A 23591-nucleotide genomic window follows, 5' to 3' on the forward strand; every position below is an offset into this window, starting at 1 on the left:
TAAGGAGCTTACGTGTTCGCCTGGTGGGGACGAACTGTCTACCGCTACCGATTCATCGTAATCGGGGTCATGGTGGCGTTGTGCCTCGGCGGCGGCATCTTCGGGATGAGCCTCGGTAAGCACGTCACCCAGAGCGGGTTCTACGACGAGGGCAGCCAGTCGGTGCAGGCGTCAATCCACGGCGACGAAGCGTACGGGCGCGACCGCACCAGCCACGTTGTTGCCGTCTTCACCGCGCCCAAGGGTAAGACCGTCGACGACAAGCAGTGGTTCGACAGCATCAAAAACGGGCTCAACAAGGTCAAAAGCGACCACCCGGACCAGGTGCTCAGTTGGGTGGGGTACTTCACCAACCCCGAGGCGCTGCATAACATGGCCGACCCCGACAAACAGCATGCCTTCGCGTCCATTCAGCTCAAGGGCGACGACGACGACACCATCCTGAAGAACTACCAGGCCGTCGAGCCGAGCCTGCAAAAGCTCGACGGCGGCACGGTCAAACTGGCCGGTTTGCAACCGATCGCCGACGCATTGACCGGCACCATCGCCACCGACCAGACGCGGATGGAGGTCCTGGCGCTGCCACTGGTGGCGGTGGTGCTGTTCTTCGTGTTCGGCGGGGTGGTCGCCGCCGGCCTGCCGGTGATGGTCGGCGGTTTGAGCATCGCGGGGGCGACGGGCATCCTACGGTTGGTCACCCTGTTCGGGCCGGTGAACTTCTTCGCCCAGCCGGTCATCAGCATGGTCGGTTTGGCTCTCGCCATCGACTACGGGCTGTTCATGGTGAGCCGCTTCCGCGAGGAGATCGCCGAAGGCTACGACACCGAGGCCGCGGTGCGGCGCAGTGTGATGACGGCCGGTCGTACCGTGGTGTTCTCCGCGGTGGTGATCATCGTCTCGGGCGCCGCCCTGCTGGTGATGCCGCAGGCCTTCGTGAAGGGGCTGACCTACGCCATCTTCGCGGCGGTGGGGCTGGCGGCGCTGCTGTCGATCACGTTGCTGCCGGCCTGCCTGGGCGTGCTGGGCCCCCATGTCGACGCGCTCGGGGTGCGAACCCTGTTGCGGGTGCCGTTCTTCCGTAACTGGAAGCCGATGAACTGGTGGCTGAACTTCTTGGCGGACAAGACCCAGAAGACCAAGACGCGCGAGGAAGTCGAGGGCGAGTTCTGGGGCAAGCTGGTCAACATCGTGATGAAGCGGCCGCTGGCGTTCGCCGTCCCGATCGTGGTCGCGATGATCCTGTTGATCATCCCGTTGGGCAAGCTGTCCTTCGGCGGTATGAGCGAGAAGTACCTGCCACCGGACAACTCCGCCCGCGTGGCCCAAGAGCAGTTCGACAAGATCTTCCCCGGCTTCCGGACCGAGAAGCTGACGCTGGTGATCGAATCCGAGAACCACAAGGACGTCACCAACCAGCAGGTCGCCGACGTCCGCAACAAGGCGATGGCGATCAGCGGGTTCGTCAAGCCCGACAACAATCCGGCCGACATGTGGAAGGAACGCCCCGAGCTGCCGGGCGCGTCGAAGGACAAGTCGGTGCGGGTGATCGAAAACGGCCTGATCACCCGCAACGACGCCGCGCAGAAGATCAAGGACCTGCGGGCGATCCCTGCCCCCAAGGGGCTCAAGCTCCTGGTCGGCGGCACCCCCGCGCTCGAGCAGGACAGCATCCACGCCTTGTCCGCCAAGGGTCCGCTGATGCTGGTGATCCTGCTGACCACCACCACCCTGTTGATGTTCCTGGCGTTCGGGTCGGTGGTGCTGCCGCTCAAGGCCACGGTGATGAGCGCGTTGACGCTCGGGTCCACGCTGGGCATCTTGACGTGGATCTTTGTCGACGGGCACGGTGCGGGGTTGCTGAACTTCACCCCGACGCCGTTGATGGTGATCATCATCGCGCTGGTGGTCGCGGTGGGCTGGGGCTTGGCCACCGACTACGAGGTGTTCCTGGTCTCCCGGATGGTGGAGGCGCGGGAATCCGGGATGTCCACTTCGGAGGCGATCCGGATCGGCACGGCCACCACGGGACGGCTGATCACCGCGGCGGCGCTGATCATGGCCGTGGTCGCCGGCTCGTTCGTGTTCTCCGACCTGGTGATGATGAAATACCTGGCGTTCGGCTTGGTGGCGGCACTGTTGCTGGACGCAACCGTGGTGCGGATGTTCCTGGTGCCGGCGGTGATGAAGTTGCTCGGCGACGACTGTTGGTGGGCGCCGCGCTGGATGAAGCGGCTGCAGAACCGCCTGGGGCTCGGCGAGATCCACCTGCCCGCCGAGCGGAAACGGCCGACTCGTCGACCCCAGCAGACTCCCGTCGCGGCGCTCGTCCCGGCTGCCGCAAAACCTCGACCGCCGCACGATCCCACCCACCCGGTGGAAGGACCTGCCCGTCGGCGTCCGCCCGTTCGGCCGGATCATCGGCCGCCGGTTCCGGAGGCGCCGTCGACTGCCGGTACCACCCGGATGCGGGTTCCGGAGCCCGACAACTCAGACGAGCCGGCGACGACTCGCATCCCCAAGCCCAGAGATGCCGCACCCGCTCCCACCCGCGGCGGCGACCGCCCACCCGCGTCGAGCGGTCAACCTGCAACGGGCGAACCGCCCGCCGGTGCGGGAGATCGCGAGATCGAGTCCTGGCTCAGCGAGCTGCGTGGCCCGAAACAAGGTGAACAGCAAGCCGATTCGCGCGACACGGCCAATGCCACACCGGTGCCGCCGGACCGACCCGCCGAGGAGGCATCCTCCGACGAGGGTGACACGACGACCGCCATCCCAATCGCGCCGTCGGATGACAGCGATTCCGACGCGGCAACCGAGAAGCTGAATTCTCGCGGTGCGGATTCTTCCAACACCGAACGGCCCCGACGCCGTGGCGGCGGCCTCAGCGCGCAGGATCTGCTGCGCCGTGAAGGAAGGTTTTAGCCCGACGCTGGCTCGGCTTCGACGTCGTCGGGTTCGGCCTCGATGATGGCCTCGCCGTTTTCGGCGAGCTCCTCGGCCTCCTCCGACGGTTCCTGGGCGAGCAGCACTTTGAACGCGTTATTGAGGAACGCCACCGTCGGGACGGACAGCAGCGCGCCGACGATCCCGGCCAGCACCCCGCCGGTCGAGATCGCCAACACGATCGCCAGCGGATGGATCGCTACCGCCCGCCCCATCACCAGCGGCTGCAGGATGTGCGCCTCGAGCTGGTTGACCCCGACGATGATGCCCAAAGTGATCAGCGCGTAGACGAATCCCTTTGCGAGCAGCGCCACCACCACGGCCAGAAAGCCACTGATGACCGCACCGATCAGCGGGATGAAGGCGCCGAGGAACACCAGCGAGGCCAGCGGCAGGGCCAGCGGCACACCCAGGATCGCCAGCCCGATGCCCACGCCCGCCGCGTCGACCAACGCCACCAGCGAGGTGCCGCGTACGTAACCGATCAGCGACCCGTATCCAGCCCGGCCTGCCTCGCGCACCCGTTCTCGCGCGTTGACGGGAAAGATCTTGGTGACGTACTCCCAGATGTTGCGACCGCCGTAGAGGAAGAAGATCAGCGTGAACAGCATCATCAGCCCGGCGGTGACGATCTCGGTGAGGGTTGCCGCCGTGGCCAGGGCACCGCTGGTCAGCTTCGCCTGGTTGTTCTGCAGCGCCTCGATCGCGGTGTTACCCGCGTTGTCGATCTGCTGACGGCTCACATGCAACGGGCCTTCGATCAGCCATTTGCGGGTGGAATCGATGCTTTGCGTGACCCGGTTGATCAGGTCCGGCAATCCGATGACGAACTGGGTGATGACGAACGACAGAATGCCGCCCAGAATCGCAAAGCCGCTCAACAACACCAGCGTCACTGCGAGGCCGCGTGGCACGCGCCGACGGTCCATCCAATCCACCGCCGGCACCAGCAGAGCGCTGAGCATCAACGCCAGCAGCACCGGGACGACGATGATTTCCAGCTTTTTGACGACCCAGAGGAACGCAACAGCAGCGGCCAAGATGACCAATAATCGCCAGGCCCAGGCCGCTGTTTTGCGGACGAGGGGTTCAACCGAGTCGTCGATTGACGGCATGCCGGTAAGCGTAACCGTCGATCCACCGCACCAACCGGCTAACAAACCGGTGCCGAAGGCGACACGGCGCGCCGCGGCGGCGAACATGGCGCCACCTGCGCGGCTACCCTAAACCACGTGTCGCACGACGCACCGTCCAACACCGTCGACGGTCAGCAGGAACTACCAGCCCACGGCAAGTATTGGTGGCTTCGTTGGGTTGTCCTGGGCATCGTCGCGATCGTGCTCGCCGTCGAGGTGGTGCTGGTCTGGGACCAGTTGGCCAAGGCGTGGAAGAGCCTTTACACAGCGAAGTGGTGGTGGCTGCTGGCCGCCGCGATCGCAGCCGGCGCCTCGATGCACAGCTTCGCCCAGATCCAACGCACGCTGCTGAAATCCGCCGGCGTGCACGTCAAACAATGGCGGTCGGAAGCCGCGTTCTACGCCGCCAACTCGCTGAGCACCACACTGCCCGGTGGACCGGTGCTGTCGGCCACGTTTTTGCTACGGCAGCAACGGCTTTGGGGGGCTTCGACGGTAGTGGCGTCATGGCAGCTGGTGATGTCGGGTGTACTGCAGGCAGTGGGGCTGGCGCTGCTCGGTCTGGGCGGCGCCTTCTTCCTGGGCGCGAAGAACAACCCGTTCTCGTTGCTGTTCACGCTCGGCGGCTTCGTCGCCTTGTTGCTGCTCGCCCAGGCGGTGGCATCGCGGCCGGAACTAATCGACGGCATCGGCGTCCGGGTGTTGTCCTGGATCAACTCGGCGCGCGGCAAGCCGGCCGACACCGGCGTGGCCAAGTGGCGCGAGACGCTGCACCAGTTGGAATCGGTCAGTCTGGGCCGCCGCGACCTTTCCCTGGCGTTCGGTTGGTCGCTGTTCAACTGGATCGCCGACGTGGCCTGTCTGGGCTTCGCCGCCTACGCCGCCGGCGGCAATGCCTCGGTGGCCGGGCTAACCGTCGCCTACGCCGCGGCCCGCGCGGTCGGCACCATACCGCTGCTGCCCGGTGGGCTGTTGGTGGTCGAAGCGGTTCTGGTGCCCGGGCTGGTATCGAGCGGCATGACGCTGCCCACCGCGATCTCGGCGATGCTGATCTACCGGCTGATCAGCTGGTTGTTGCTGGCCGCAATCGGCTGGGTGGCGTTCTTCTTCATGTTCCGCACCGAGAACGAGGCCGACCCTGACGCTTTGGAAACGAACGCCGAAACCGAGACCACACCCGACGCTCAGGCTCACACGGGGCCAGCAACACCGCAAAACGGAACCTCTCCCACCGATCCGTCCGACAACGCACTGCAAGGCCCGCTGCCCCCGCTGGAGCAGCACGCCAATAAATCGGTGCGAAACGAGGGCTGAGCGCCTACCTGCCCGGGGTTGACGACGCCGGGGGCGGACCCGGAAGCGGTCCCGTCGCCGCCGGAACCGTGCCCTGCATCCCGGCGACCGCCTGCGCTGCTGCACCTCCCGGCAACCCACCGGGCAGCCCACCCGGAAGCCCACCCTGCGCAGCTTGCATGGCGCCGAGCACCTGAGGGATCGAAATCGGCAGCTTGCACCGGGTCGACAAGCCGGTAAGCGGCTGCGAGATCGCCGTCAAATCGCCGGCCACCTTGGGGTTGGCTTCGAAGTAGGTCTTCAGCGACGCGACCGATTGGGGTCCGGCCGGCTGCTGCATGATCGCGGTCATCGCCTGGTTGGTCTCCGGGTGTGAATCCAGATAGTCACCAGCCGACTTCGCCACGGAGCTGACTGTCCGCGCCATCTCGCTGGCAGCGCAGGGATCCGAGGCACCGACCGCCCACGGCGCAGCCAACGACAGCGCCGCGGTGCCGCCCAGCGCAGTGGCGGCCAGCACGCCCAGCAGGCTGCGGCGCGGTGTGCTCCCGGACAGGAAACTCATCGATAACTCCTCGACGTCGGCGATCACCGGACATCCTGCCATCGGGTGCAGCGACCCGGCCAATTCACACCGCTGAGAGGCTGCTGTGGATCGGCGCCCCGTTGCCGAGTTGTTGCTGCTCAGAGACCGCCAAGCCGCAAAACATTACCCCATGCTGCGGTAGGCTCGCCTGCACGCAACGCGGGAGAATGCGGGGAGACAAGAAATCCAGCAATTCATAATGCGCCTCAGCAGTAACCTGCGCCGATTCCGCTGGTTGGTCTTCACGGGTTGGCTGCTGGCGCTGATACCCGCGATCTATCTGACGGTGACCGAATCGGGTCACCTCACCGGCGGCGGCTTCGAGGTGGCCGGCTCGCAGTCGTTGAGCGTCCATGACGAACTCGAGGCGCATTACCCTGACCAGGGCGCATCGTCGCTGGCGCTGGTGGCCGCACCGCGCGCGGACGCCGGCTACCAGGACATGAACGACGCCGCCGCGATGCTCAAGCGGGTTGCCGGTGAGGTGGCCGACGTGGTGATCGTGCCCAACCCCACCCAGCGGGCGCCGCAGCCGGACCGTCCCTATGTGGTGTCGCTGCGGCTGGACTCCAACAACACCGGCGCGAGCGCAAGCGACGCCGCCAAGAAGCTGCGCACGAAAGTCGGTGTGCACGGTGACCGGCCCGGACAGATCGAGAACGGCCGGGTGCGGCTCTATGTCATCGGTCAGGGTGCGCTCAGCACGGCCGCGGCGGCCAACACCAAACACGACATCGCCGCCGCCGAGCGATGGAACTTGCCGATTATCCTGATCGTGCTGCTCGCGGTGTTCGGTTCGCTTGCCGCCGCGGCGATCCCGCTGGCACTGGGCATCTGCACGGTCGCCATCACGATGGGTCTGGTCTACCTGCTGTCGGCCTACACCACGATGTCGGTGTTCGTCACCTCGACGGTGTCGATGTTCGGCATCGCGCTAGCCGTCGACTACTCCCTTTTCATCTTGATGCGGTTCCGCGAGGAACTGCGGGCCGGACGTCAGCCGCAGGAGGCCGTTGACGCGGCGATGGGCACCTCGGGGCTGGCGGTGGTGTTGTCCGGGATGACGGTCATCGCCTCCTTGACCGGGATCTACCTGATCGACACCCCGGCCCTGGCGTCGATGGCCACGGGCGCCATCCTTGCGGTTGCGGTGGCGATGCTGACCTCGACCACGATGACGCCGGCGGTGCTGGCGACATTCGGGCGGGCGGCCGCCAAGCGATCCGCGGCGCTGCACTGGTCGCGGCGGCCCGAGACCACGGTGTCGCGGTTCTGGACGCACTGGATCGGGTGGGTGATGCGCCGGCCGTGGGCGTCAGCGTTGGCCGCCTCGGCAGTCATGGTCGCGATGGCGGTGCCGGCGCTGTCGATGGTTCTGGGTAACAGCCTGCTGCGACAGTTCGACTCGTCGCACGAGATCCGCGCCGGCGTCGCCGGGGCGGCCGAGGCGCTCGGTCCCGGCGCGCTGGGTCCGGTGCAAGTGCTGGTGACCTTCCCCAACGGCGACGCGTCCTCGCCGGACCACAGCCAGGCACTCGCGGCGATCCGACACGAGATCGCCCGGGCCCCCGAGATCGTCACAGTGGCGCCACCGGTGTTCGCCGACAACAACAGCAGCGCGATGTTGGCTGCCGTGTTGTCGGTCGACCCGGAGAATCTGGCCGCCCGCAACACCGTCGACTGGATGCGCGCCCACCTACCCGGCCTGCCGGAGGTCGGCTCGGCACAGGTGGACGTCGGCGGGCCGACGGCGCTGATCAAAGACTTCGACGACCAGGTGTCGAAGACCCAGCCGCTGGTACTGCTGTTCGTCGCGCTGATCGCGTTTGTGATGCTGCTGGTCTCGATCCAATCGGTGCTGTTGGCATTCAAAGGCGTGCTGATGACCGTGCTGTCGGTGGCGGCCGCCTACGGCAGCCTGGTGATGGTTTTCCAGTGGGGGTGGCTCGAGAAGCTCGGCTTCACACCGATCACCTCGATCGACAGCACCGTTCCGCCCCTGGTCCTGGCGATGACCTTCGGTTTGTCGATGGACTACGAGATCTTCCTGCTGACCCGGATCCGGGAACGCTTCCTGCAGACCGGCAACACCCACGACGCGGTGGCCTACGGAGTGAGCACCAGCGCGCGGACCATCACCAGCGCGGCGCTGATCATGATCGCGGTGTTCATCGGTTTCGCGTTCGCCGGCATGCCGCTGGTCGCCGAAATCGGAGTGGCGTGCGCGGTTGCGATTGCGGTGGACGCCACAGTGGTGCGACTGGTGATGGTCCCGGCGCTGATGGCGATGTTCGACCAGTGGAACTGGTGGCTGCCAGCCTGGCTGCACCGCATCCTGCCCTCGGTCGACTTCGAAAAGCCGCTGCCGACAGTGGATCTGGGCGATGTCGTGATGATCCCCGACGACATCTCCGCGCCGGTGGTGCCCGGCGCCGACCTGCGCGTGGTGCTCAAGTCTGCGGCCAAACTGAAGAACCTTGCCCCCGACGCGATCTGCGTGGCCGACCCGCTGGCTTTCACCGGCAGCGGACGCGGCGGCGAGTTTCGCGGGCGAGTCAAGGGCGGCGACGACGCCTCCGCCAACCGGACCGCTCTGGTCACCGCGGCCGCCGGCAACGGTGGATCGATGGCCCGCAAATTCGTCGGCGGTCTGGCTTATCGCAACGGCAACCGGGCAGCACCGCGGACGGTGCGCCCGGTGCACCCGGTCACGTTATGGCGCGGCCGGCTCTCGGTGGCGCTCGACGCGCTGCAAACCGAGGCCTCCGAGAGCGATGTCGAACAGTTGGTGTGCGAGCGGCGCAGCCCGGTCGAAACCACCCACGTGCAGCTCCCCACCGGCGACCGCCTACAAATCCCGACCGGCGCCGAAACACTGCGCTTCAAGGGCTACCTGATCATGTCCCGCAACAGCAGCCGCGACTACGCCGAATTTGCTGAGCTGGTCGACGCGATGGAGCCCGAAACCGCCGCGGTCGTGCTGGCCGGGATGGATAGGTACTACTGTTGTCAATCGTCCAGGCGAGAATGGATCGCCACCCAGTTGGTTCGTCGGCTCGCGGATCCACATCCATCCGACATCGACGACGACGGTTGGCCGGACCCAGACGGGAAGGCAGACTGGGAGAAGGTCAGACAGCGCTGCCTGTCGGTGGCGGTAGCCATGCTGGAGGATGCGAGGTGACGTTGGCAGCGGACCGACGCCCCGGACCGGCGCCGCGTCGGTCCGGCGCTGACCGCGGGCCGGTGACGCAGCCGCCTGGCGGCTCCTCCCAAACCGATCAGCCGGTCGAGTTCTGGCCGACTTCAGCGATCAGTTCGGCGCTGGAAAGCGGCGATATCGCCACCTGGAAGCAGATTGCCGTCGCAATTAAACGCGACCCGTACGGCCGCACCGCCCGCCAGGTCGAGGAGGTGCTGGAGCGCTCGCGCCCCTACGGGATCTCCAAAGCGCTCGCCGAGGTGCTCGACCGTGCCCGCGCTCATCTGGAAGCCAATGAGCGTAAGGAAGTCGCTCGCCACATGCTGGTGCTGGTCGAGCGCTCCGGGCTGGAACGAAACGAGTTCGCGTCGCGCATCGGCGTGCCCGTCGACGAGTTCGCCGCCTACCTCGACGCCGAGGACAGCCCGTCGGCTTCGCTGATGATCCGGATGCGCCGGCTGTCCGACCGGTTTGCCAACGCGCGCTCGCGTCGTCCCCCCGGAAACAACTGATGGTCGGTCAGCCCGACGCCGAGGCGCTGCGGCGCATCCTGGCCGAGACTCAGACGATCGCGGTGGTGGGGGCATCGGCCAACCGCAGCCGGCCAAGCTATGACATCTACTCGTATTTGATCTCGACCGGCCAGTATCGGGTGTTCCCGGTCAACCCGACCATCACCGAGATCGACGGCGCCCGCGTTTACCCGCGCCTTGCCGACCTGCCGGTGATACCCGATATGGTCGACGTCTTCCGGCGGCGCGAAGAGTTGCCGTCGGTGCTGGCCGACACGCTCGCCCTGCAACCGCGCCCGAAGACGCTGTGGCTGCAGCAGGGGTTGTGGCATGAGCAGGTGGGCCGCGAAGCCGAAGCCGCCGGGCTGCAAGTGGTGATGGACCGTTGCCTGATGGTCGAGCACGCGCGGCTGCGCTGAGGCCGCGTCGGTCGCCACTATTGGGGGTTGACCGGGCCCCAATCCAGCACCAGCCAGCGGCCGCTGTCCTTGGTGAGGGCAACCTGCAGGGCACGGCTGGCACGGCTGGGCTCCTGCCCCGGTTCGCTCTGGGTCACCCGTAGGATCACCGCCACCACCGCCCGCGACGGCCCGAGCGCCTCGACACCGGCCGACAGGGTCTGCGCCTGCGCAGTGACATTGCGGTGTTTCACGTCTTCGGTGGCCTTCAGGTACTGCTCCTTGAGCGCACCGGCCTTGTCGGGCACCATCATGGCTGTCGCGCGGTCGATCGAGGCGTTGGGCGCACCCGGGGCGAATGACGCCGCCGCCTCGGCCATCCCGGTCGCGACGGCCACCACCTCGGTCGCGTCGTGTTTGAGGTCGCGGTCCGGCACGGTCCAGCGGGTGTACCCGACCACGACGGCGGCCACCAGCGCAGCGGCACATACGCCTACCACAGCCAGTCGCAGCCCGGGCCCGGCGTCGTCGGTGCCGACAGTGACCGAATCTCGGCGCAGCAGAGCAAAATTGACCACCACACCCTCGACGACCAACAGCACCAACACCGAGCACGCCGATACCCACCACAGCGGCCAGCCGAGAACAACCCCGATCGTCAGCAGCGCGGCGATCGCGGCCACCGGCGCTGCCACATCAAACGCCAATAACCGCCACGCGTTCCTCATCGAATCGACTCCAGCCGTGAGATCAGCAGCTTGCCGTCCACGTCAGAGACGCCCAGCCGCAAACTCCAGGGCACGATCCGCGGCTTGCCGCCGGCGTTCTCGCTGACCGACGTGGCGACCACCATGACGGAGTCGGTGCGGCGGGCCATACCGGCCGGTAGCGGTTCAGCCGGCCGGCGGGTGCCGGGCTGGGCGTCCGGGTCGTGGCGCACCGCTTCGATCGCGATCGCCTCGATCTGGCCCACACTGCGCGTCTGCAGCTTCTGCACCACTTGGCGGTAGGGCTGGATCGCAGAGTCGAAATCGACGTTGAGCTGGCCGACGGTGCCGTCGTGCAGCCGCTCCAGGCTGGAGTCGACGTTGTCGGCGTGCATGTTGATCAGCACCCCGGCCCAATCCGCGGCTGTCCGCATAACCCGGGTCTGGTAGTTGCGTTCATCGAGGTCGCTGCGGTGCGCAGACCAGATGACCACGCCCAGCACGATCGCCGCGACCGACAGCGCACCCAGCACCGCCGATGCGATGCCGTAGGCCGAGAAGACCGGACCACCCGACGGTTCGGGTGTCTCGTCGGCGGACGTCGGCTCGGTCTGCTCCCCGTCGGGCATGGCCGTGAGGCTACCGGGCGCCCGCAGCCGCCCGGCCACCGCCGTTGGAGATGGAAGGATGGTGGGGTGACGGTAGAAGCCCTCCGCTCAGGTATCGACCTGAGCCACGTCGACGCCGATGCCCGCCCCCAAGACGACCTGTTCGGTCACGTCAACGGCCGCTGGCTGGACGAGTACCGGATCCCACCCGACCGCGCCACCGACGGTGCCTTTCGATCGCTGTTCGACCGGGCAGAGGTCCAGGTCCGGGATCTGATTGCCGAGGCCGGCGAATCCGGCGCGGCCGCCGGCTCCGACGAACAACGCATCGGCGACCTCTACGCCAGCTTTCTCGACGAGGACTCGGTACAACGCCGCGGTGTGCAACCGCTGCTCGACGAGTTGGCCAGGATTGACGAAGCCGCCGACCCCGACGCGCTGGCCGCCGTCGTCGGCGCGTTGCAGCGCACCGGCGCGGGTGGCGGGGCCGGCATGTACATCGACACCGATTCGAAAAACTCGGCCCGCTACCTGATGCACCTCACCCAGTCCGGTATCGGATTGCCCGACGAGTCGTACTACCGCGACGAGCAGCACGCCGAGCTACTGGCCGCCTACCCCGATCACATCGCGCGGATGTTCGCGTTGGTGTACGGCGGTGATCCGGGCGACCACGCGCACACCGCCGCCCGCATCGTGGCCCTGGAGACCAAGCTCGCCGCCGCGCACTGGGACGTGGTCAAGCGGCGCGACGCCGAGCTGACCTACAACCTGCGCACGTTGGCTGATTTGGAGACGCAGGCGCCCGGCTTCGGTTGGGCCGGCTGGGTGGGCGCGCTGGGCAGCACGCCCGAGCAAGCTACCGAACTTGTGGTGCGCCAACCGGATTACCTGACTGCGTTCGCGGAGCTGTGGCGCGGCGCGGAATTCGGCGACTGGAAGCGGTGGGCGCGCTGGCGGCTGATTCATTCCCGCGCCGGGTTGCTCACCGATGCGCTGGTGCGTGAGGACTTCGCGTTCTACGGCCGCAGACTGACCGGGGCCGAGGAAATCCGGGAGCGCTGGAAGCGCGGCGTGTCGCTGGTGGAGGGTCTGCTGGGCGACGCCGTCGGAAAGCTCTACGTGCAACGGCATTTCCCACCGGACGCCAAATCTCGCATCGACGCGTTGGTGGATAACCTGCGGGCGGCGTATCGAATCAGCATCACCAACTTGGACTGGATGACGCCGCAGACCCGGCAACGCGCGCTGGAAAAGCTGGACAAGTTCACCCCCAAAGTCGGCTACCCGGAGAAATGGCGCGATTACTCGACGCTGGTGATCGACCGCGACGACCTCTACGGCAACTACCGCCGCAGTTATGCGGTCAACCATGACCGTGAGTTGGCCAAGCTTGGCGGTCCGGTCGATCGTGACGAGTGGTTCATGACACCGCAGACCGTCAACGCCTACTACAACCCGGGAATGAACGAGATCGTCTTCCCCGCAGGGATTTTGCAGCCGCCTTTCTTCGACCCCAACGCCGACGACGCGGCCAACTACGGCGGCATCGGCGCGGTGATCGGCCATGAGATCGGCCACGGATTCGACGACCAGGGCGCCAAGTACGACGGCGACGGCAACCTGGTCGACTGGTGGACCGACGATGACCGCACCGAGTTCGGCGCCCGAACCAAGGCGCTGATCGAGCAGTACGAGGTCTACACGCCCCGTGGGCTCGACGATGGCCACCACGTGAACGGCGCGTTCACCGTCGGGGAGAACATCGGCGATCTGGGCGGGCTGTCGATCGCTCTGCTGGCCTACCAGTTGTCGCTGGACGGTCGCCCCGCCCCGGTGATCGACGGGCTGACCGGTGTGCAGCGGGTGTTCTTCGGCTGGGCGCAGGTATGGCGGGCCAAATCACGTGCGGCCGAAGCGATCCGGCGCCTGGCAATCGACCCGCATTCCCCGCCGGAGTTTCGCTGCAACGGCGTGATCCGCAACCTCGACGCCTTCTACGACGCCTTTGATGTGGACAAGAGCGATGCGCTGTACCTGGACCCGGACCGTCGGGTCCGCATCTGGAATTAGAGCTGCCAGTCGTTGGAGCCGTCGTTCTTGTTGTAGGTACCGACGGAGTTCTTCACCACGATGGGATCACCGGTGCCGAAATTGTCGAAGAACCACTTGGCATTCGACGGGCTGATGTTGATGCAGCCGTGGCTGACGTTTCGCTTGCCCTGATCGGCCACCGACCACGGCGCGCTGTGCACGAAGTCACCGCTGTTGTCGAACATGACGGCGTTCTCGACATCCACCTTGTAGCCGTATGACGAGTTGACCGGCACCCCGTAGGTGGTGGAATCCATCACCATCTTGGCTTTCTTGTCGAGCACGTAGTAGGTGCCGTTGGCCGTGTGGTGGCCGCCGGCCGCCATGCCCATCGACATCGGGATGGTTTTCTCCACGGTGCCGTTGCGGGTGACGGTCATTGTGTGAGTGGCGTCGTCGGCCGTTGCCACCAGTGCGTCCCCGGTGTGGAAGTCCGAGGTGGTTCCGGCGGCGTCGATGTGCACATTGGTGTGGGCCGGCCAGAAGTTGATCGGCCGCCAGCGCACTTGGCTGGGTGTCATCCAGTAGAACTTGCCGGGCACCGGCGGGGTCGACGAAATGTGAATCGCCTGCTCAGCCATCGGCTTGTCGGCGATCGGGCGCTGGAAGTTGATGATGATCGGCTGGGCCACCCCCACCATCGAGCCGCTGACCGGCGTGAAGGTCGGCGGCAGGAACGGCGGCTGGCCGGTGAACGGCTCCGGGTTCTGCCCGGCTGCCGGGCCGGACGGGGCCGCCGCCGGTGCCGGCCCAGCGGCCGGCGCCGGGCCCGCGAGCGGGTCCGCAGCTGGCGGCGCCGGTGCGTCTGGCGGCGGCGGTGCGAACGGATCGGCCCAAGGCGGCGGGGGCGGCGCGTCGGCGGGCGCAGCATCGAGCGCAGCCGGATCGGGCGGCGGCGGCGGTTCGGGGTCGGCCCATGCCGAACCACTACCCAGCGCCAGCGCAGCGGCCATTCCGGCCGTGCTGGCAGCGGCGACGAGAAAACGCCTCGTGCGTCGCGACATATGCATACCTCCAGTCACAATCTCAACCAGTGTGGCACAGCGCAGCGGCCCGCTCCCGGCTCAGCAGCCGCCCCGCGCGCCCCTTCACGACGCTGACCTGCTGTGTTAATCGCGGTGTAGTGGCGGAACGTTACCGGCGCTCGGCCGGCAGCGGGACATCGAACAGGTGCCGGCTCGCCGTGATACCGGCCAGCGCGACGCCCATCAGGACCGCCGACGCGGCCAGCATCACCGAGACGCTGTGTTCATACAGCAGCCCGCCGGCCAGGGAACCAGCCATGATGCCGACCTGAAACGCCGTGACATACAGCGCGGACGCGCCGTCGGGGTCGTCGGCCGCATTGCGCATCGCCGCTGACTGCAACATCGGCGAGACGGCCGTCGCCATCGCACCCCACAGCACGATCGCACCGGTCCCCACCAGCGTCGTCGCCGCAACGGTTGGCCCGCCAAAGGCGAGTACGGTCAGCACGACGAACGCCGCCGCCAACCCGGTCATGCAGATGATGACGGCGCGCTTGGGTCGGCGGTCCAGCGGGCGCGCCACCACCGGGACGGCCACCAGCCCGGCGATACCGTAGATGGCCAGCACCCAGGCCAGATTCGGTCCCGGAACGCCGACCACATCGCGGATGATCACCACGATGAAGGTGTAGGAGATGAAATGGCCGCCGACTGCGACCATGGTGAGCAAGCTGACGGTCCATAGCCGGCCGTTGCGGTGGTGACGGGCTGCCGGACCGACGCGTTCGAGCTGTTCGGCGGACAGCACCATTTCCGGCAGCACCAGCCACGCGGCGGCGGTGACGATCGCCGCAGCCACGGTGATGCACACCACGGCCCACCGCCAGCCCCACATCAAGCTCATTGCCGCCGTCAACGGACTGCCCACCACCAGCGCGAGGCTGGTGCCGACGTAGATCGCCGTCGTCGCCCGACCGGCGTGGCTGGGCGGCACCAGCCGGGTCGCGATCGGCGCGATCACCGACCACATCAACCCGTGGGTGATCGCGCAAAGCACGCGTCCGCCGGCCAACACCGCGAAATTAGGAGCCAGCGCGGAGATGAGCTGGGACGCGGTCAGACAAACCAGCGTCAACAGCAGCGTCCGCCGGCGCGGCCAGTGCGCAGTCCAGCGCACCAGCGGGATCGTTGTCAATGCGGCCACCAGCGCGTACCACGACAGCAGAGTGCCGACCAGCGCCAAACTGACGTGCAGGTCGCGGGCAATGGCCGGTAGGGCGCCTACCGGCACGACTTCGGCAGTGACATAGATGAACGCCGCCGCGGCCAGTACCGTCAACTGCGTTGCGATCCGCGGCGTCCACGGTCTGGTGCGGGTTGTTCCGGTCTGGGCAGTCATGGCGTCGGAGGTGGCGTCGGCCGACTGGGACACGATCGCGCTGCTCCTACCGTACGCACTACCGCCACGCCGATTACCCAATCACGCGATTCGGCGCGGCCCCCGGATCAAGACCGGACAAGTCGCGCGATCGCGGCAGAAGCTTCGGCGAGCTTCTCCTCGGCCTCGTCGCCGCCGTCGGCCACCGCGCGGGTGACGCAGTGGCCCAGATGCTCGTTCAGCAGGTTCAACGCCACCGAGCGCAGCGCACTGTTGACGGCGCTGATCTGAGTGAGGACGTCGATGCAGTACTTGTCGTCATCGATCATCTTCGCGATGCCACGCACCTGACCCTCGATGCGGCGCAGCCGCTTGGCGTAGTTGTCCTTCTGTGCCGAATATCCGTGCGCGGATGTCATCTACCCTCCCGGCATCTTGGCCAGCTGCTCGATCTAGGCATGCGAGGCATACCGCCACAGTACCCTATACCCCTGTAGGGTATTAAAAGGATTTGGGTGGGTATGAGGTCACGAGCATACTTGGACAATGGCCCACAGCACTGACCCGTCGACCGTCGCCCCGGACATCAAACCCCGCAGCCGCGACGTCACCGACGGCCTGGAGAAAGCCGCTGCCCGCGGGATGTTGCGCGCGGTCGGCATGGACGACGACGACTTCGCCAAACCCCAGATCGGGGTGGCCTCGTCGTGGAACGAGATCACCCCGTGCAACCTGTCACTGGACCGGCTGGCCAAGGCGGTAAAGGAAGGGGTCTTCGCCGCGGGCGGCTATCCGCTTGAGTTCGGCACGATTTCGGTGTCCGACGGCATTTCGATGGGCCACGAGGGCATGCACTTCTCGTTGGTGTCGCGCGAAGTGATCGCCGACAGCGTCGAAACCGTGATGCAGGCCGAGCGCCTCGACGGCTCGGTGCTGCTGGCCGGCTGTGACAAGTCGCTGCCGGGGATGCTGATGGCCGCTGCCCGACTGGATCTGGCGTCGGTGTTCCTTTATGCGGGCTCGATCCTGCCCGGGCGGGCCAAGCTGTCCGACGGCAGCGAACGCGACGTGACGATCATCGACGCCTTCGAAGCGGTCGGCGCGTGTGCGCGTGGCCTGATGCCCCGCGAAGACGTCGACGCGATCGAGCGTGCCATCTGCCCCGGCGAGGGCGCGTGCGGCGGCATGTATACCGCCAACACGATGGCCAGTGCCGCTGAGGCGCTGGGGATGTCACTGCCCGGCAGCGCGGCGCCGCCGGCGACCGACCGCCGCCGGGATGCCTTCGCGCGGCACAGCGGCCAGGCCGTGGTCGAACTGCTGCGCCGCGGCATCACCGCCCGCGACATCCTCACCAAGGAGGCGTTCGAGAACGCGATCGCGGTGGTGATGGCCTTCGGCGGCTCGACCAATGCGGTGCTGCATCTGCTGGCCATCGCCTACGAGGCCGGCGTCAAGCTGACGCTGGCCGACTTCAGCCGCATCGGGTCCAAGGTGCCGCACCTGGCCGACGTCAAGCCATTCGGGCGCCATGTGATGTTCGACGTCGACCGCATCGGCGGGGTGCCGGTGATGATGAAGGCGCTGCTGGATGCCGGTCTGCTGCACGGCGACTGCCTCACGGTGACCGGTAAGACCGTGGCCGACAACCTCGCCCACATCGCGCCGCCGGATCCCGACGGCAAGGTGCTGCGCGCCCTCGACAAGCCGATCCATCCGACCGGCGGCATCACTATCCTGCACGGATCGCTGGCGCCGGAGGGCGCGGTGGTCAAGTCGGCCGGCTTCGACTCCGACGTGTTCGAGGGCACCGCACGGGTTTTCGACCGGGAGCGGGCGGCGCTGGATGCCCTCGAAGACGGCACCATCACCGCGGGCGACGCGGTGGTGATCCGCTACGAGGGCCCCAAGGGCGGCCCCGGAATGCGCGAGATGCTGGCGATCACTGGCGCCATCAAGGGCGCCGGACTGGGCAAGGATGTGCTGTTGCTGACCGACGGCCGGTTCTCCGGCGGCACTACCGGCTTGTGCGTCGGGCATGTCGCCCCCGAGGCCGTCGACGCCGGACCGATCGCCTTCCTGCGCGACGGCGACCGCGTCCGGCTCGACGTGGCCAACGCGACCCTCGACGTCTTGGTCGATGCCGACGAGTTCGCCGCTCGCCGTGCCGGTTTCACTCCGCTGCCGCCGCGGTACACCACCGGCGTATTGGCCAAGTACGTCAAGCTGGTCGGCTCAGCTGCGATCGGCGCGGTCTGCAGCTAAGTGCGCTCCTGCCTCTTGCGCGAGCGTGCGTGTCCCCGGCCGACACGCCGGGCACTGGGCCGGGACTGCGCACGCTCGCGCCGAACAGGAAAGGTGAGCCATGGACATCGCGGATCGACTGCGACTCGACGTCCCGATCGGCCAAGCCGGCATGGGCGGCGGACTGGCCGGGGCACGCCTGGCCGGTGCCGTCGCCAGCGCCGGCGGCCTAGGCACGCTGGGGCTGGCGCCCCCCGCCCAACTGCGAGCGGCGATCGACCAAGTGCGGGCTGAGGCGCCTGGCCGCGCCGTCGCGGTCAACCTGCTCATGCCCTTCGTGCGGCGCGGTCACGTCGACGTCTGCATCGACAACCGGGTCGACGTTGCGGTGGTGGCATTCGGCGGTGATGGTGACATTGTCGAGCGCCTGCGCGACGCCGGGATCTTCGTCTTCGTGATGGTCGGCACCGACACCCAGGCCCGCGAGGCAATCAGCTGGGGCACTGACGGTTTGATCGCACAGGGCCGCGAAGCCGGCGGCCATCTGGTGGGAACCGTACCGGCGCTCGAGTTCCTACCCCAGGCGTTGGCGGCAGCCGGCGGCCGTCCGGTGTTCTCAGCCGGCGGCATCGCCACCGCCGCCGACACCCGCGCGGCGCTCGACAACGGAGCCGTCGGCGTCATCGCCGGCACGAAGTTCCTGTTGACCAAAGAAGCCGGCGCACATCCCGAATACCAGCGGCGCGTCATCAACGCCGAGAAGACGGTGGAAACCACGCTATTCAGCGTGAGTTGGCCGTTACGGCACCGAGTTGTTCCGAACGCGGCCACCCGTCGCTGGTGCCGCGGCGACGGGTCCGCGAAGGCATTGCCCAGTGCCATCAGCGCCAGCAGCCGGTGGCTGTCCGTGCTCGCCAATCTCGACCCCGGCAAGCTCACCCGCCTGCAATCTGCTGCGCTGCCGGTGTTCACACCATTGGCGCCGCTGGCGGGCATGCCGGATTCGGCGGTGGACTCTTGCGCCCTCTACGCCGGCGAGACCGCGTTGCGGATCAGCACGATCACGTCGGCTCAGCAGGCGGTCGAGGCTCTGACGCCCTGACGGTCACTTGACCAAGGCCATCGCGAAGCCGTCCCATTCTTTGGCGCCGACCGTTTGGATCACGGCGGTATCCAGGCGCGGATGCTCACCCATCACCTGCAGCGTCTGGCGCACCACCTCCATCAGATGATCATCGGGTGCGGGCGCCAAGATGTGCCCTTCACGAATCACGTTGTCCACCAGGATGACTGACCCCGGCCTGGCCAGCCGAACCGCCCAATCCAGGTAGCCCAGGTTGTTTTCTTTGTCGGCGTCGATGAATACCAAGTCAAACGGGCCGCCGGTCAGCGTCGGCAATGTCTCCAACGCGGGGCCGACCACTACCTCTACTCGGTCATCGACGCCCGCGCGAGACATGTTCGCTCGCGCCACCTCGGCGTGCTTGGGTTCATATTCCAGCGTCACCACCTGCCCGTCCGGACCGGCTGCGCGGGCCAACCAGACCGTGCTGTAACCACCCAGCGTGCCGATCTCCAGGATTCGCCGCGCCCGGATCGCGCCGGCCAGCAGGTAAAGAAACTTGCCTTGTTGAGCCGAAACAGCGATCTGCGGCAACCCAGCCGCCGCACTGGCGTCGAGCACCGCGGTCAATTCCGGATCGTCGCCGACGACGGTGGTGTCCAGAAATGCGTCCACGTCCTTGGGATTCGGCTGCGGGGTCATGCGGTCCACGCTAGCGGATCGGCGCCACAAAGTTCCGTCGCAGGCCTTTACGGCATACCCGTATGGGGTATATGTTGAGCGGGTGGTTGTCCGCGGCAGGACAGGCACTCGGAAGTACCCGGATCCCGCCGAGCAACTGGGGTCCCCGACACAGATAAGGGTGAAACACATGGGCAGCAACGAGGCAGGCACTGTTCTCACCTGTGGCCACGAGGGCTGCGGGTGCCGTGTTCGTATCGAGGTCGCATGCCATTGCGCCGGTGCGGGCGAACCGTACCGTTGCACCTGCGGCGACGAACTGGTCGCTGTCAGCTAGATACGGAATTCGCGGTCCGGGCTAGCCGGTCATCGCCCGAAGTGGCGGCCGGCTAGCTCGGTTTCCGCGGTCAGTTTCAATGCGCTTGCCGACGCGCCGATTGCCACCGCATACAAGCCCTCATCGATTCGCCAGCTGCCGGCATCCCCGTCATAGCGGGCCAGTAGCCGCGGGTCCGCCTCGATGGTGACCAGGCGAGTTTCGGCCGGCTCGAGTTCAACCCGCTCGAAACCGAGCAATCGCATGCGTGCTCCCGCCGGGGCCGCTGTCAGATATAGCTGTGGCACGTCGGCGCCGCGGCGGTTGCCGGTATTCGCCACGGTGAAGCGTGCGATGACGGTGGCGCCGCCGTGTACCTGTAGATCGCGGTACTCGAAGGTCGTGTAGGACAGGCCGTGCCCGAACGCGAACAGCGGGGCGCGGCCCTGCTTGGCGAACCACCGATAGCCGACCTCGGCACCTTCGGTGTAGTCGATCGTCGTTGGAGTCCCCCACAGTTCGCCTAGCCCCGGTAACTCGGGCCGCGGAGTCTGGCCCAGGTCGACGGGAAAGGTGATCGGCAATCGGCCCGACGGATTGACATGCCCGGCAAGGATTTCCGCGATCGCCTGACCGCCGGCCTGCCCTGGGTACCAGGTCTGCACAATCGCCCTGACCGCGCCGCGCCAGGGCATCTCGACCGGATTACCGGTCTGCAGCACCACCACCGTATTCGGGTTGGCTTCAGCGACAGCGGCGATCACCGCGTCTTGACCCCAGGGCAGCGACATGTCGACGCTGTCGAGGCCTTCCCCTTCCACGCGGACAGCGAACACGATCGCGACATCTGCGCGTCGTGCCGCCAACGCCGCCTCCGCCGGGCTGATACCGGGATCAAACTCCACCCGCGCGCCCGGGAGATGGGTCCGCAGCTCGGTTACCGGTGACGACGGCAATACATAGAGGTTGCGTAGACCCCCAGGCCAGCCGAGCGGGATCACTTGAGCATAGCCGCCGGGCGGAACCACGGTGCTCGACCCGCAACCGGCCACTACACCCAGTTGCGCGCATCCGCCGACCGCGGCGATGCTGGCATCGGGTGAAAGCGGCAGCACCCCATCGTTTTTCAACAAGACGATGCCCTGCCGAGCAACCTGTAACGCGATGCCGTGGTGGGCATGCATATCCGGCGCGGGCGCGGCGTCCCATCGATCGGCACCGACAGCGAAAATGGACCGCAGGATCCGGCGCGTCATGTCTGACAGGCGCTCTTTGGATAGTTTGCCTGCGGCATAGGCGGCTTTGAGCTGGTCACCGAACGCCTCTGCCTGCCAGAACAATGTGTCGATCTGCGCTCCGGATTCCTGATCGAGGCCGTTGAGCGCGAATTCCCAGCTTCGTGTCGCGCCCCAGTCGGACATCACCCAACCGCGGTATCCCCAAGCAATTTTCAGCACATCATTGATCAAGATGTCGTTGCCGCCTGCGTAGTCGCCGTTGACTTTGTTGTAGGCAGTCATCACCGCGCCGGGTTGCGCGCGCTCGATGGCGATTTCGAACGCCAGCAGGTCCGATTCGCGGTGGGCAGACGGTTCGATAACGGCATTCAGCCAGTGCCGGTTGGTTTCGTTGCAGTTCAGCGAGTAGTGCTTGATCGTGGATATGACGCCTTGCCGCTGGATGCCCTCGATCGATGCGGCCGCGATTGTGGCACTCAAAAGCGGGTCCTCGGAGAGGTACTCGAAGTTTCGGCCATTACGCGAGTCGCGGGCGAGATTGATACCACCGGCCAGTAGCACGTTGAAGCCCCGGCTGCGGGCCTCAGATCCGATCGCCTCTCCAGCGCCACGGGCCAGCCCCGGATCAAAGCCGGCGGCCAGCGCCAGACCGGCGGGCAGCGCGGTGGCAGTATCTCCCGGCCGGAAGCCGGGGTTGGTGATTCCCAGACTGGCGTCACTCATCAGCAGTGCCGGCACACCGAGGCGCGGGACGCCGGGCACATAACCGGCACTCATCGGGACGTCGGGCGGAATGCGCTCATCGCGCACCGGCAACAATTCGTTGGCGCCCATCACACTGCGCAGCAGCGAAAACCGCTCGTCGTCGGTCATCTGCGCCTCGACCTCGCGGGCACGAATGTCGGCGTCGGTGGGGAGCACCGCGCCTACTTCGCTCACCCGTTCAACGGTAGCCCTACCTGACGCCCTCTTTGGCGTACACCACCCGCAACAGGTATCCGAGCTCCGGACCCATCACCAGCTCGGCCAGTGTGCACATGGTCGCGACGAACTGAGGTCCGTGCGGCGGCTGCGCGTCGCACAGATGATGCGTGATTTCGTGCAGGACCACCAGTTCACGCATCGCCCAGTCCGCGGTGTCGCGATCTGGCACCGCGATAACGCCTGCCCCACCATGGCTTTCGTAGTGCGCCGCGGTGGCCGCTCGCCGAGAACGCACCCGCAGCGGCAGGATATGCGGCCACCGCTGCCGCACCGTCGGCAGCGCCAGCACGTCGTCGACGTAGCGCTGCACCGCCGCTACTGAGGCAAAGCGCGCTTCCGGCGGAAGCGTCACCCGCCCGCCAAAGAATTCGACGTCGCCGGACCCGTGTTCAGCGGCGCGTTCGAACAGCGTCCGAACGAATTCCTCAGCGGCATAGACCTTCGAGCGCTGTGCGTCGCGGGGAGTAGAGTCTTCGCTGCTCACCGACCCAGCGCGGTGTGCGCCCCCGACAGCTCCGCGCTGTTGCCCAGCCGCGCCCGCTTACCGGCCCGATCGCCCGCCCGTCGCGCTGCCGACGAGTAGCCCGCCGATGCCCGGCTGGCCTGCCAGGTACCGCGCGCTTTGGACGTACCGCGGTAATAGTCACGTAGCTCGATTTCTTTGTTGCGCAGCGCAATAGCGGTACCCGGGGCACGACCGCGGTCCTTCTTGGCTTCACGCTGAGTCTGCTCGCGGGTCTCGGTCAATCGCTGACCTATCCGGGACCCGAAGGCCAGCTGAAAATTGAGCCGCGCGGTGATCGTCGGGGTGGGCCGGTGCGCGCCGGTAGCGATGTAGGCATCCGAGGCGCGCACCATTTGGACCACCAGGCTCGCGTACAGCGCATGGGTGGTGTCGATGTCCTCGGCGAACCCATAGGCATAGACGAACGTCGAATTGGACGCCACATCGCAGCGCACGTCGTTGGCGTGGGCGATCACCACGAACAGCTGCACATAGGTACGCAAACCCTTGGTGCCGGCGTCGCCGATGCTGATGGTGCGCTGGACCGGCGTCTGCGCGGGCGTGCGCTTGGCGGCGTGTGATCGGGCTACCGCCAAGTCGATGGATGTCGCAGTGGCCAGCCGTTGCGCGGCCGCCATGAACGCCTCGGCCTCATGGACGTTGTCGGTGCCTTCGGCTTGGCGCAACAGCGCGGCGATCCGCGTCAGCATCTTGTCGTCGCTCATACCGCCAAGC

General features: G+C 66.9%; 20 protein-coding genes. 9 read left to right on the forward strand and 11 right to left on the reverse strand.

The genetic code is table 11. The annotated features are described in order from the left end of the window. The first annotated feature begins 12 nt into the window (after positions 1–12). Positions 13–2922, forward strand: coding sequence for a trehalose monomycolate exporter MmpL3 (mmpL3, locus tag AC5Y49_RS14005; RefSeq protein ID WP_499887873.1), 2910 nt, complete (start codon positions 13–15; stop codon positions 2920–2922). On the opposite strand, the gene AC5Y49_RS14010 is transcribed toward mmpL3, so the two are convergent. Next, positions 2919–4058 (reverse strand): AI-2E family transporter, encoded by a 1140-nt coding sequence (locus AC5Y49_RS14010; RefSeq protein ID WP_499887875.1) that lies wholly within the window; start codon positions 4056–4058, stop codon positions 2919–2921. The two genes, mmpL3 and AC5Y49_RS14010, sit on opposite strands and share 4 nt — an antisense overlap. 117 nt (positions 4059–4175) lie before the next feature. On the opposite strand from AC5Y49_RS14010, the gene AC5Y49_RS14015 reads away from it, so the two are divergent. Next, the gene (locus AC5Y49_RS14015) at positions 4176–5393 is read left to right on the forward strand and encodes a lysylphosphatidylglycerol synthase transmembrane domain-containing protein (RefSeq protein WP_499887876.1); all 1218 of its coding nucleotides are present in this window, start codon (positions 4176–4178) and stop codon (positions 5391–5393) included. A 4-nt stretch (positions 5394–5397) separates the two neighbouring features. Here the strand turns inward: AC5Y49_RS14015 and AC5Y49_RS14020 are convergent, their stop codons facing one another. Next, a complete protein-coding gene (locus AC5Y49_RS14020; protein ID WP_499888033.1) occupies positions 5398–5937 on the reverse strand; it encodes a hemophore in 540 nt (179 codons plus the stop codon). Between the two features lie 217 nt (positions 5938–6154). On the opposite strand from AC5Y49_RS14020, the gene AC5Y49_RS14025 reads away from it, so the two are divergent. From AC5Y49_RS14025 to AC5Y49_RS14035, 3 genes are read left to right on the forward strand one after another with little or no spacing between them, the layout of a single operon-like run. Further along, positions 6155–9142 (forward strand): MMPL family transporter, encoded by a 2988-nt coding sequence (locus tag AC5Y49_RS14025; protein ID WP_499888035.1) that lies wholly within the window; start codon positions 6155–6157, stop codon positions 9140–9142. After that, positions 9139–9672, forward strand: coding sequence for an XRE family transcriptional regulator (locus AC5Y49_RS14030; protein WP_499887877.1), 534 nt, complete (start codon positions 9139–9141; stop codon positions 9670–9672). The genes AC5Y49_RS14025 and AC5Y49_RS14030 overlap by 4 nt, the downstream gene beginning before the upstream one ends. Next, positions 9672–10091 carry a CoA-binding protein gene (locus tag AC5Y49_RS14035; protein WP_499887879.1) on the forward strand — a complete coding sequence of 140 codons (420 nt, stop codon included), beginning with the start codon at positions 9672–9674 and terminating at the stop codon, positions 10089–10091. Before AC5Y49_RS14030 ends, AC5Y49_RS14035 begins: the two co-directional genes overlap by 1 nt. Positions 10092–10108: 17 nt before the next feature. Here AC5Y49_RS14035 and AC5Y49_RS14040 read toward each other — a convergent pair whose 3' ends face one another. Together AC5Y49_RS14040 and AC5Y49_RS14045 are read right to left on the reverse strand one after the other, a co-directional pair. Next, positions 10109–10798 (reverse strand): hypothetical protein, encoded by a 690-nt coding sequence (locus AC5Y49_RS14040; RefSeq protein ID WP_499887881.1) that lies wholly within the window; start codon positions 10796–10798, stop codon positions 10109–10111. Continuing rightward, a complete protein-coding gene (locus tag AC5Y49_RS14045) occupies positions 10795–11406 on the reverse strand; it encodes a hypothetical protein (protein ID WP_499887882.1) in 612 nt (203 codons plus the stop codon). The genes AC5Y49_RS14040 and AC5Y49_RS14045 overlap by 4 nt, the downstream gene beginning before the upstream one ends. A gap of 66 nt (positions 11407–11472) precedes the next feature. Between AC5Y49_RS14045 and AC5Y49_RS14050 the strand changes: the two genes are divergently transcribed. Further along, a complete protein-coding gene (locus AC5Y49_RS14050) occupies positions 11473–13458 on the forward strand; it encodes a M13 family metallopeptidase (RefSeq protein ID WP_499887884.1) in 1986 nt (661 codons plus the stop codon). On the opposite strand, the gene AC5Y49_RS14055 is transcribed toward AC5Y49_RS14050, so the two are convergent. From AC5Y49_RS14055 to ricR, 3 genes are all read right to left on the reverse strand, one after another. Further along, entirely contained in the window at positions 13455–14483 is a 1029-nt protein-coding gene (locus AC5Y49_RS14055) for a L,D-transpeptidase (RefSeq protein ID WP_499887886.1), read from the reverse strand. The two genes, AC5Y49_RS14050 and AC5Y49_RS14055, sit on opposite strands and share 4 nt — an antisense overlap. A 130-nt stretch (positions 14484–14613) precedes the next feature. After that, a complete protein-coding gene (locus AC5Y49_RS14060) occupies positions 14614–15846 on the reverse strand; it encodes an MFS transporter (protein WP_499888037.1) in 1233 nt (410 codons plus the stop codon). A gap of 107 nt (positions 15847–15953) precedes the next feature. Continuing rightward, positions 15954–16244 (reverse strand): copper-sensing transcriptional repressor RicR, encoded by a 291-nt coding sequence (gene ricR, locus AC5Y49_RS14065; protein WP_499887888.1) that lies wholly within the window; start codon positions 16242–16244, stop codon positions 15954–15956. Positions 16245–16371: 127 nt separating this feature from the next. Between ricR and ilvD the strand changes: the two genes are divergently transcribed. After that, entirely contained in the window at positions 16372–18090 is a 1719-nt protein-coding gene (gene ilvD, locus AC5Y49_RS14070) for a dihydroxy-acid dehydratase (RefSeq protein ID WP_499887890.1), read from the forward strand. 100 nt (positions 18091–18190) lie between these two features. After that, the gene (locus AC5Y49_RS14075) at positions 18191–19171 is read left to right on the forward strand and encodes a nitronate monooxygenase (protein ID WP_499887892.1); all 981 of its coding nucleotides are present in this window, start codon (positions 18191–18193) and stop codon (positions 19169–19171) included. Between the two features lie 3 nt (positions 19172–19174). Here AC5Y49_RS14075 and AC5Y49_RS14080 read toward each other — a convergent pair whose 3' ends face one another. Then, positions 19175–19834 (reverse strand): O-methyltransferase, encoded by a 660-nt coding sequence (locus AC5Y49_RS14080; RefSeq protein WP_499887894.1) that lies wholly within the window; start codon positions 19832–19834, stop codon positions 19175–19177. A gap of 169 nt (positions 19835–20003) precedes the next feature. On the opposite strand from AC5Y49_RS14080, the gene mymT reads away from it, so the two are divergent. After that, on the forward strand, positions 20004–20150 hold the full coding sequence (mymT, locus tag AC5Y49_RS14085; RefSeq protein WP_082969432.1) for a copper-binding metallothionein MymT: 147 nt from the start codon (positions 20004–20006) through the stop codon (positions 20148–20150). Between the two features lie 29 nt (positions 20151–20179). Here the strand turns inward: mymT and AC5Y49_RS14090 are convergent, their stop codons facing one another. The 3 genes from AC5Y49_RS14090 to AC5Y49_RS14100 all read right to left on the reverse strand — a co-directional run bounded on the left by AC5Y49_RS14090 (position 20180) and on the right by AC5Y49_RS14100 (position 23581). Further along, positions 20180–22240, reverse strand: a complete 2061-nt coding sequence (locus tag AC5Y49_RS14090; RefSeq protein ID WP_499888039.1) for a glycoside hydrolase family 3 C-terminal domain-containing protein — start codon at positions 22238–22240, stop codon at positions 20180–20182. 82 nt (positions 22241–22322) lie between these two features. Then, entirely contained in the window at positions 22323–22835 is a 513-nt protein-coding gene (locus tag AC5Y49_RS14095; protein WP_499887896.1) for a TIGR04338 family metallohydrolase, read from the reverse strand. Continuing rightward, the gene (locus AC5Y49_RS14100; protein ID WP_499887898.1) at positions 22832–23581 is read right to left on the reverse strand and encodes a DUF2786 domain-containing protein; all 750 of its coding nucleotides are present in this window, start codon (positions 23579–23581) and stop codon (positions 22832–22834) included. The genes AC5Y49_RS14095 and AC5Y49_RS14100 overlap by 4 nt, the downstream gene beginning before the upstream one ends. Between the last annotated feature and the right edge of the window lie 10 nt (positions 23582–23591).

This window comes from Mycobacterium sp. NGS62 (assembly GCF_059812285.1).

Coding starts and splice junctions, on each gene's coding strand:
- AC5Y49_RS14010 (WP_499887875.1), bottom strand. CDS start 4,058: ATGCCGTCAATCGACGACTCGGTTGAACCCCTCGTCCGCAAAACAGCG.
- AC5Y49_RS14020 (WP_499888033.1), bottom strand. CDS start 5,937: ATGAGTTTCCTGTCCGGGAGCACACCGCGCCGCAGCCTGCTGGGCGTG.
- AC5Y49_RS14035 (WP_499887879.1), top strand. CDS start 9,672: ATGGTCGGTCAGCCCGACGCCGAGGCGCTGCGGCGCATCCTGGCCGAG.
- AC5Y49_RS14040 (WP_499887881.1), bottom strand. CDS start 10,798: ATGAGGAACGCGTGGCGGTTATTGGCGTTTGATGTGGCAGCGCCGGTG.
- AC5Y49_RS14045 (WP_499887882.1), bottom strand. CDS start 11,406: ATGCCCGACGGGGAGCAGACCGAGCCGACGTCCGCCGACGAGACACCC.
- AC5Y49_RS14055 (WP_499887886.1), bottom strand. CDS start 14,483: ATGTCGCGACGCACGAGGCGTTTTCTCGTCGCCGCTGCCAGCACGGCC.
- AC5Y49_RS14060 (WP_499888037.1), bottom strand. CDS start 15,846: ATGACTGCCCAGACCGGAACAACCCGCACCAGACCGTGGACGCCGCGG.
- ricR (WP_499887888.1), bottom strand. CDS start 16,244: ATGACATCCGCGCACGGATATTCGGCACAGAAGGACAACTACGCCAAG.
- ilvD (WP_499887890.1), top strand. CDS start 16,372: ATGGCCCACAGCACTGACCCGTCGACCGTCGCCCCGGACATCAAACCC.
- AC5Y49_RS14075 (WP_499887892.1), top strand. CDS start 18,191: ATGGACATCGCGGATCGACTGCGACTCGACGTCCCGATCGGCCAAGCC.
- AC5Y49_RS14080 (WP_499887894.1), bottom strand. CDS start 19,834: ATGACCCCGCAGCCGAATCCCAAGGACGTGGACGCATTTCTGGACACC.
- mymT (WP_082969432.1), top strand. CDS start 20,004: ATGGGCAGCAACGAGGCAGGCACTGTTCTCACCTGTGGCCACGAGGGC.
- AC5Y49_RS14090 (WP_499888039.1), bottom strand. CDS start 22,240: ATGACCGACGACGAGCGGTTTTCGCTGCTGCGCAGTGTGATGGGCGCC.
- AC5Y49_RS14100 (WP_499887898.1), bottom strand. CDS start 23,581: ATGAGCGACGACAAGATGCTGACGCGGATCGCCGCGCTGTTGCGCCAA.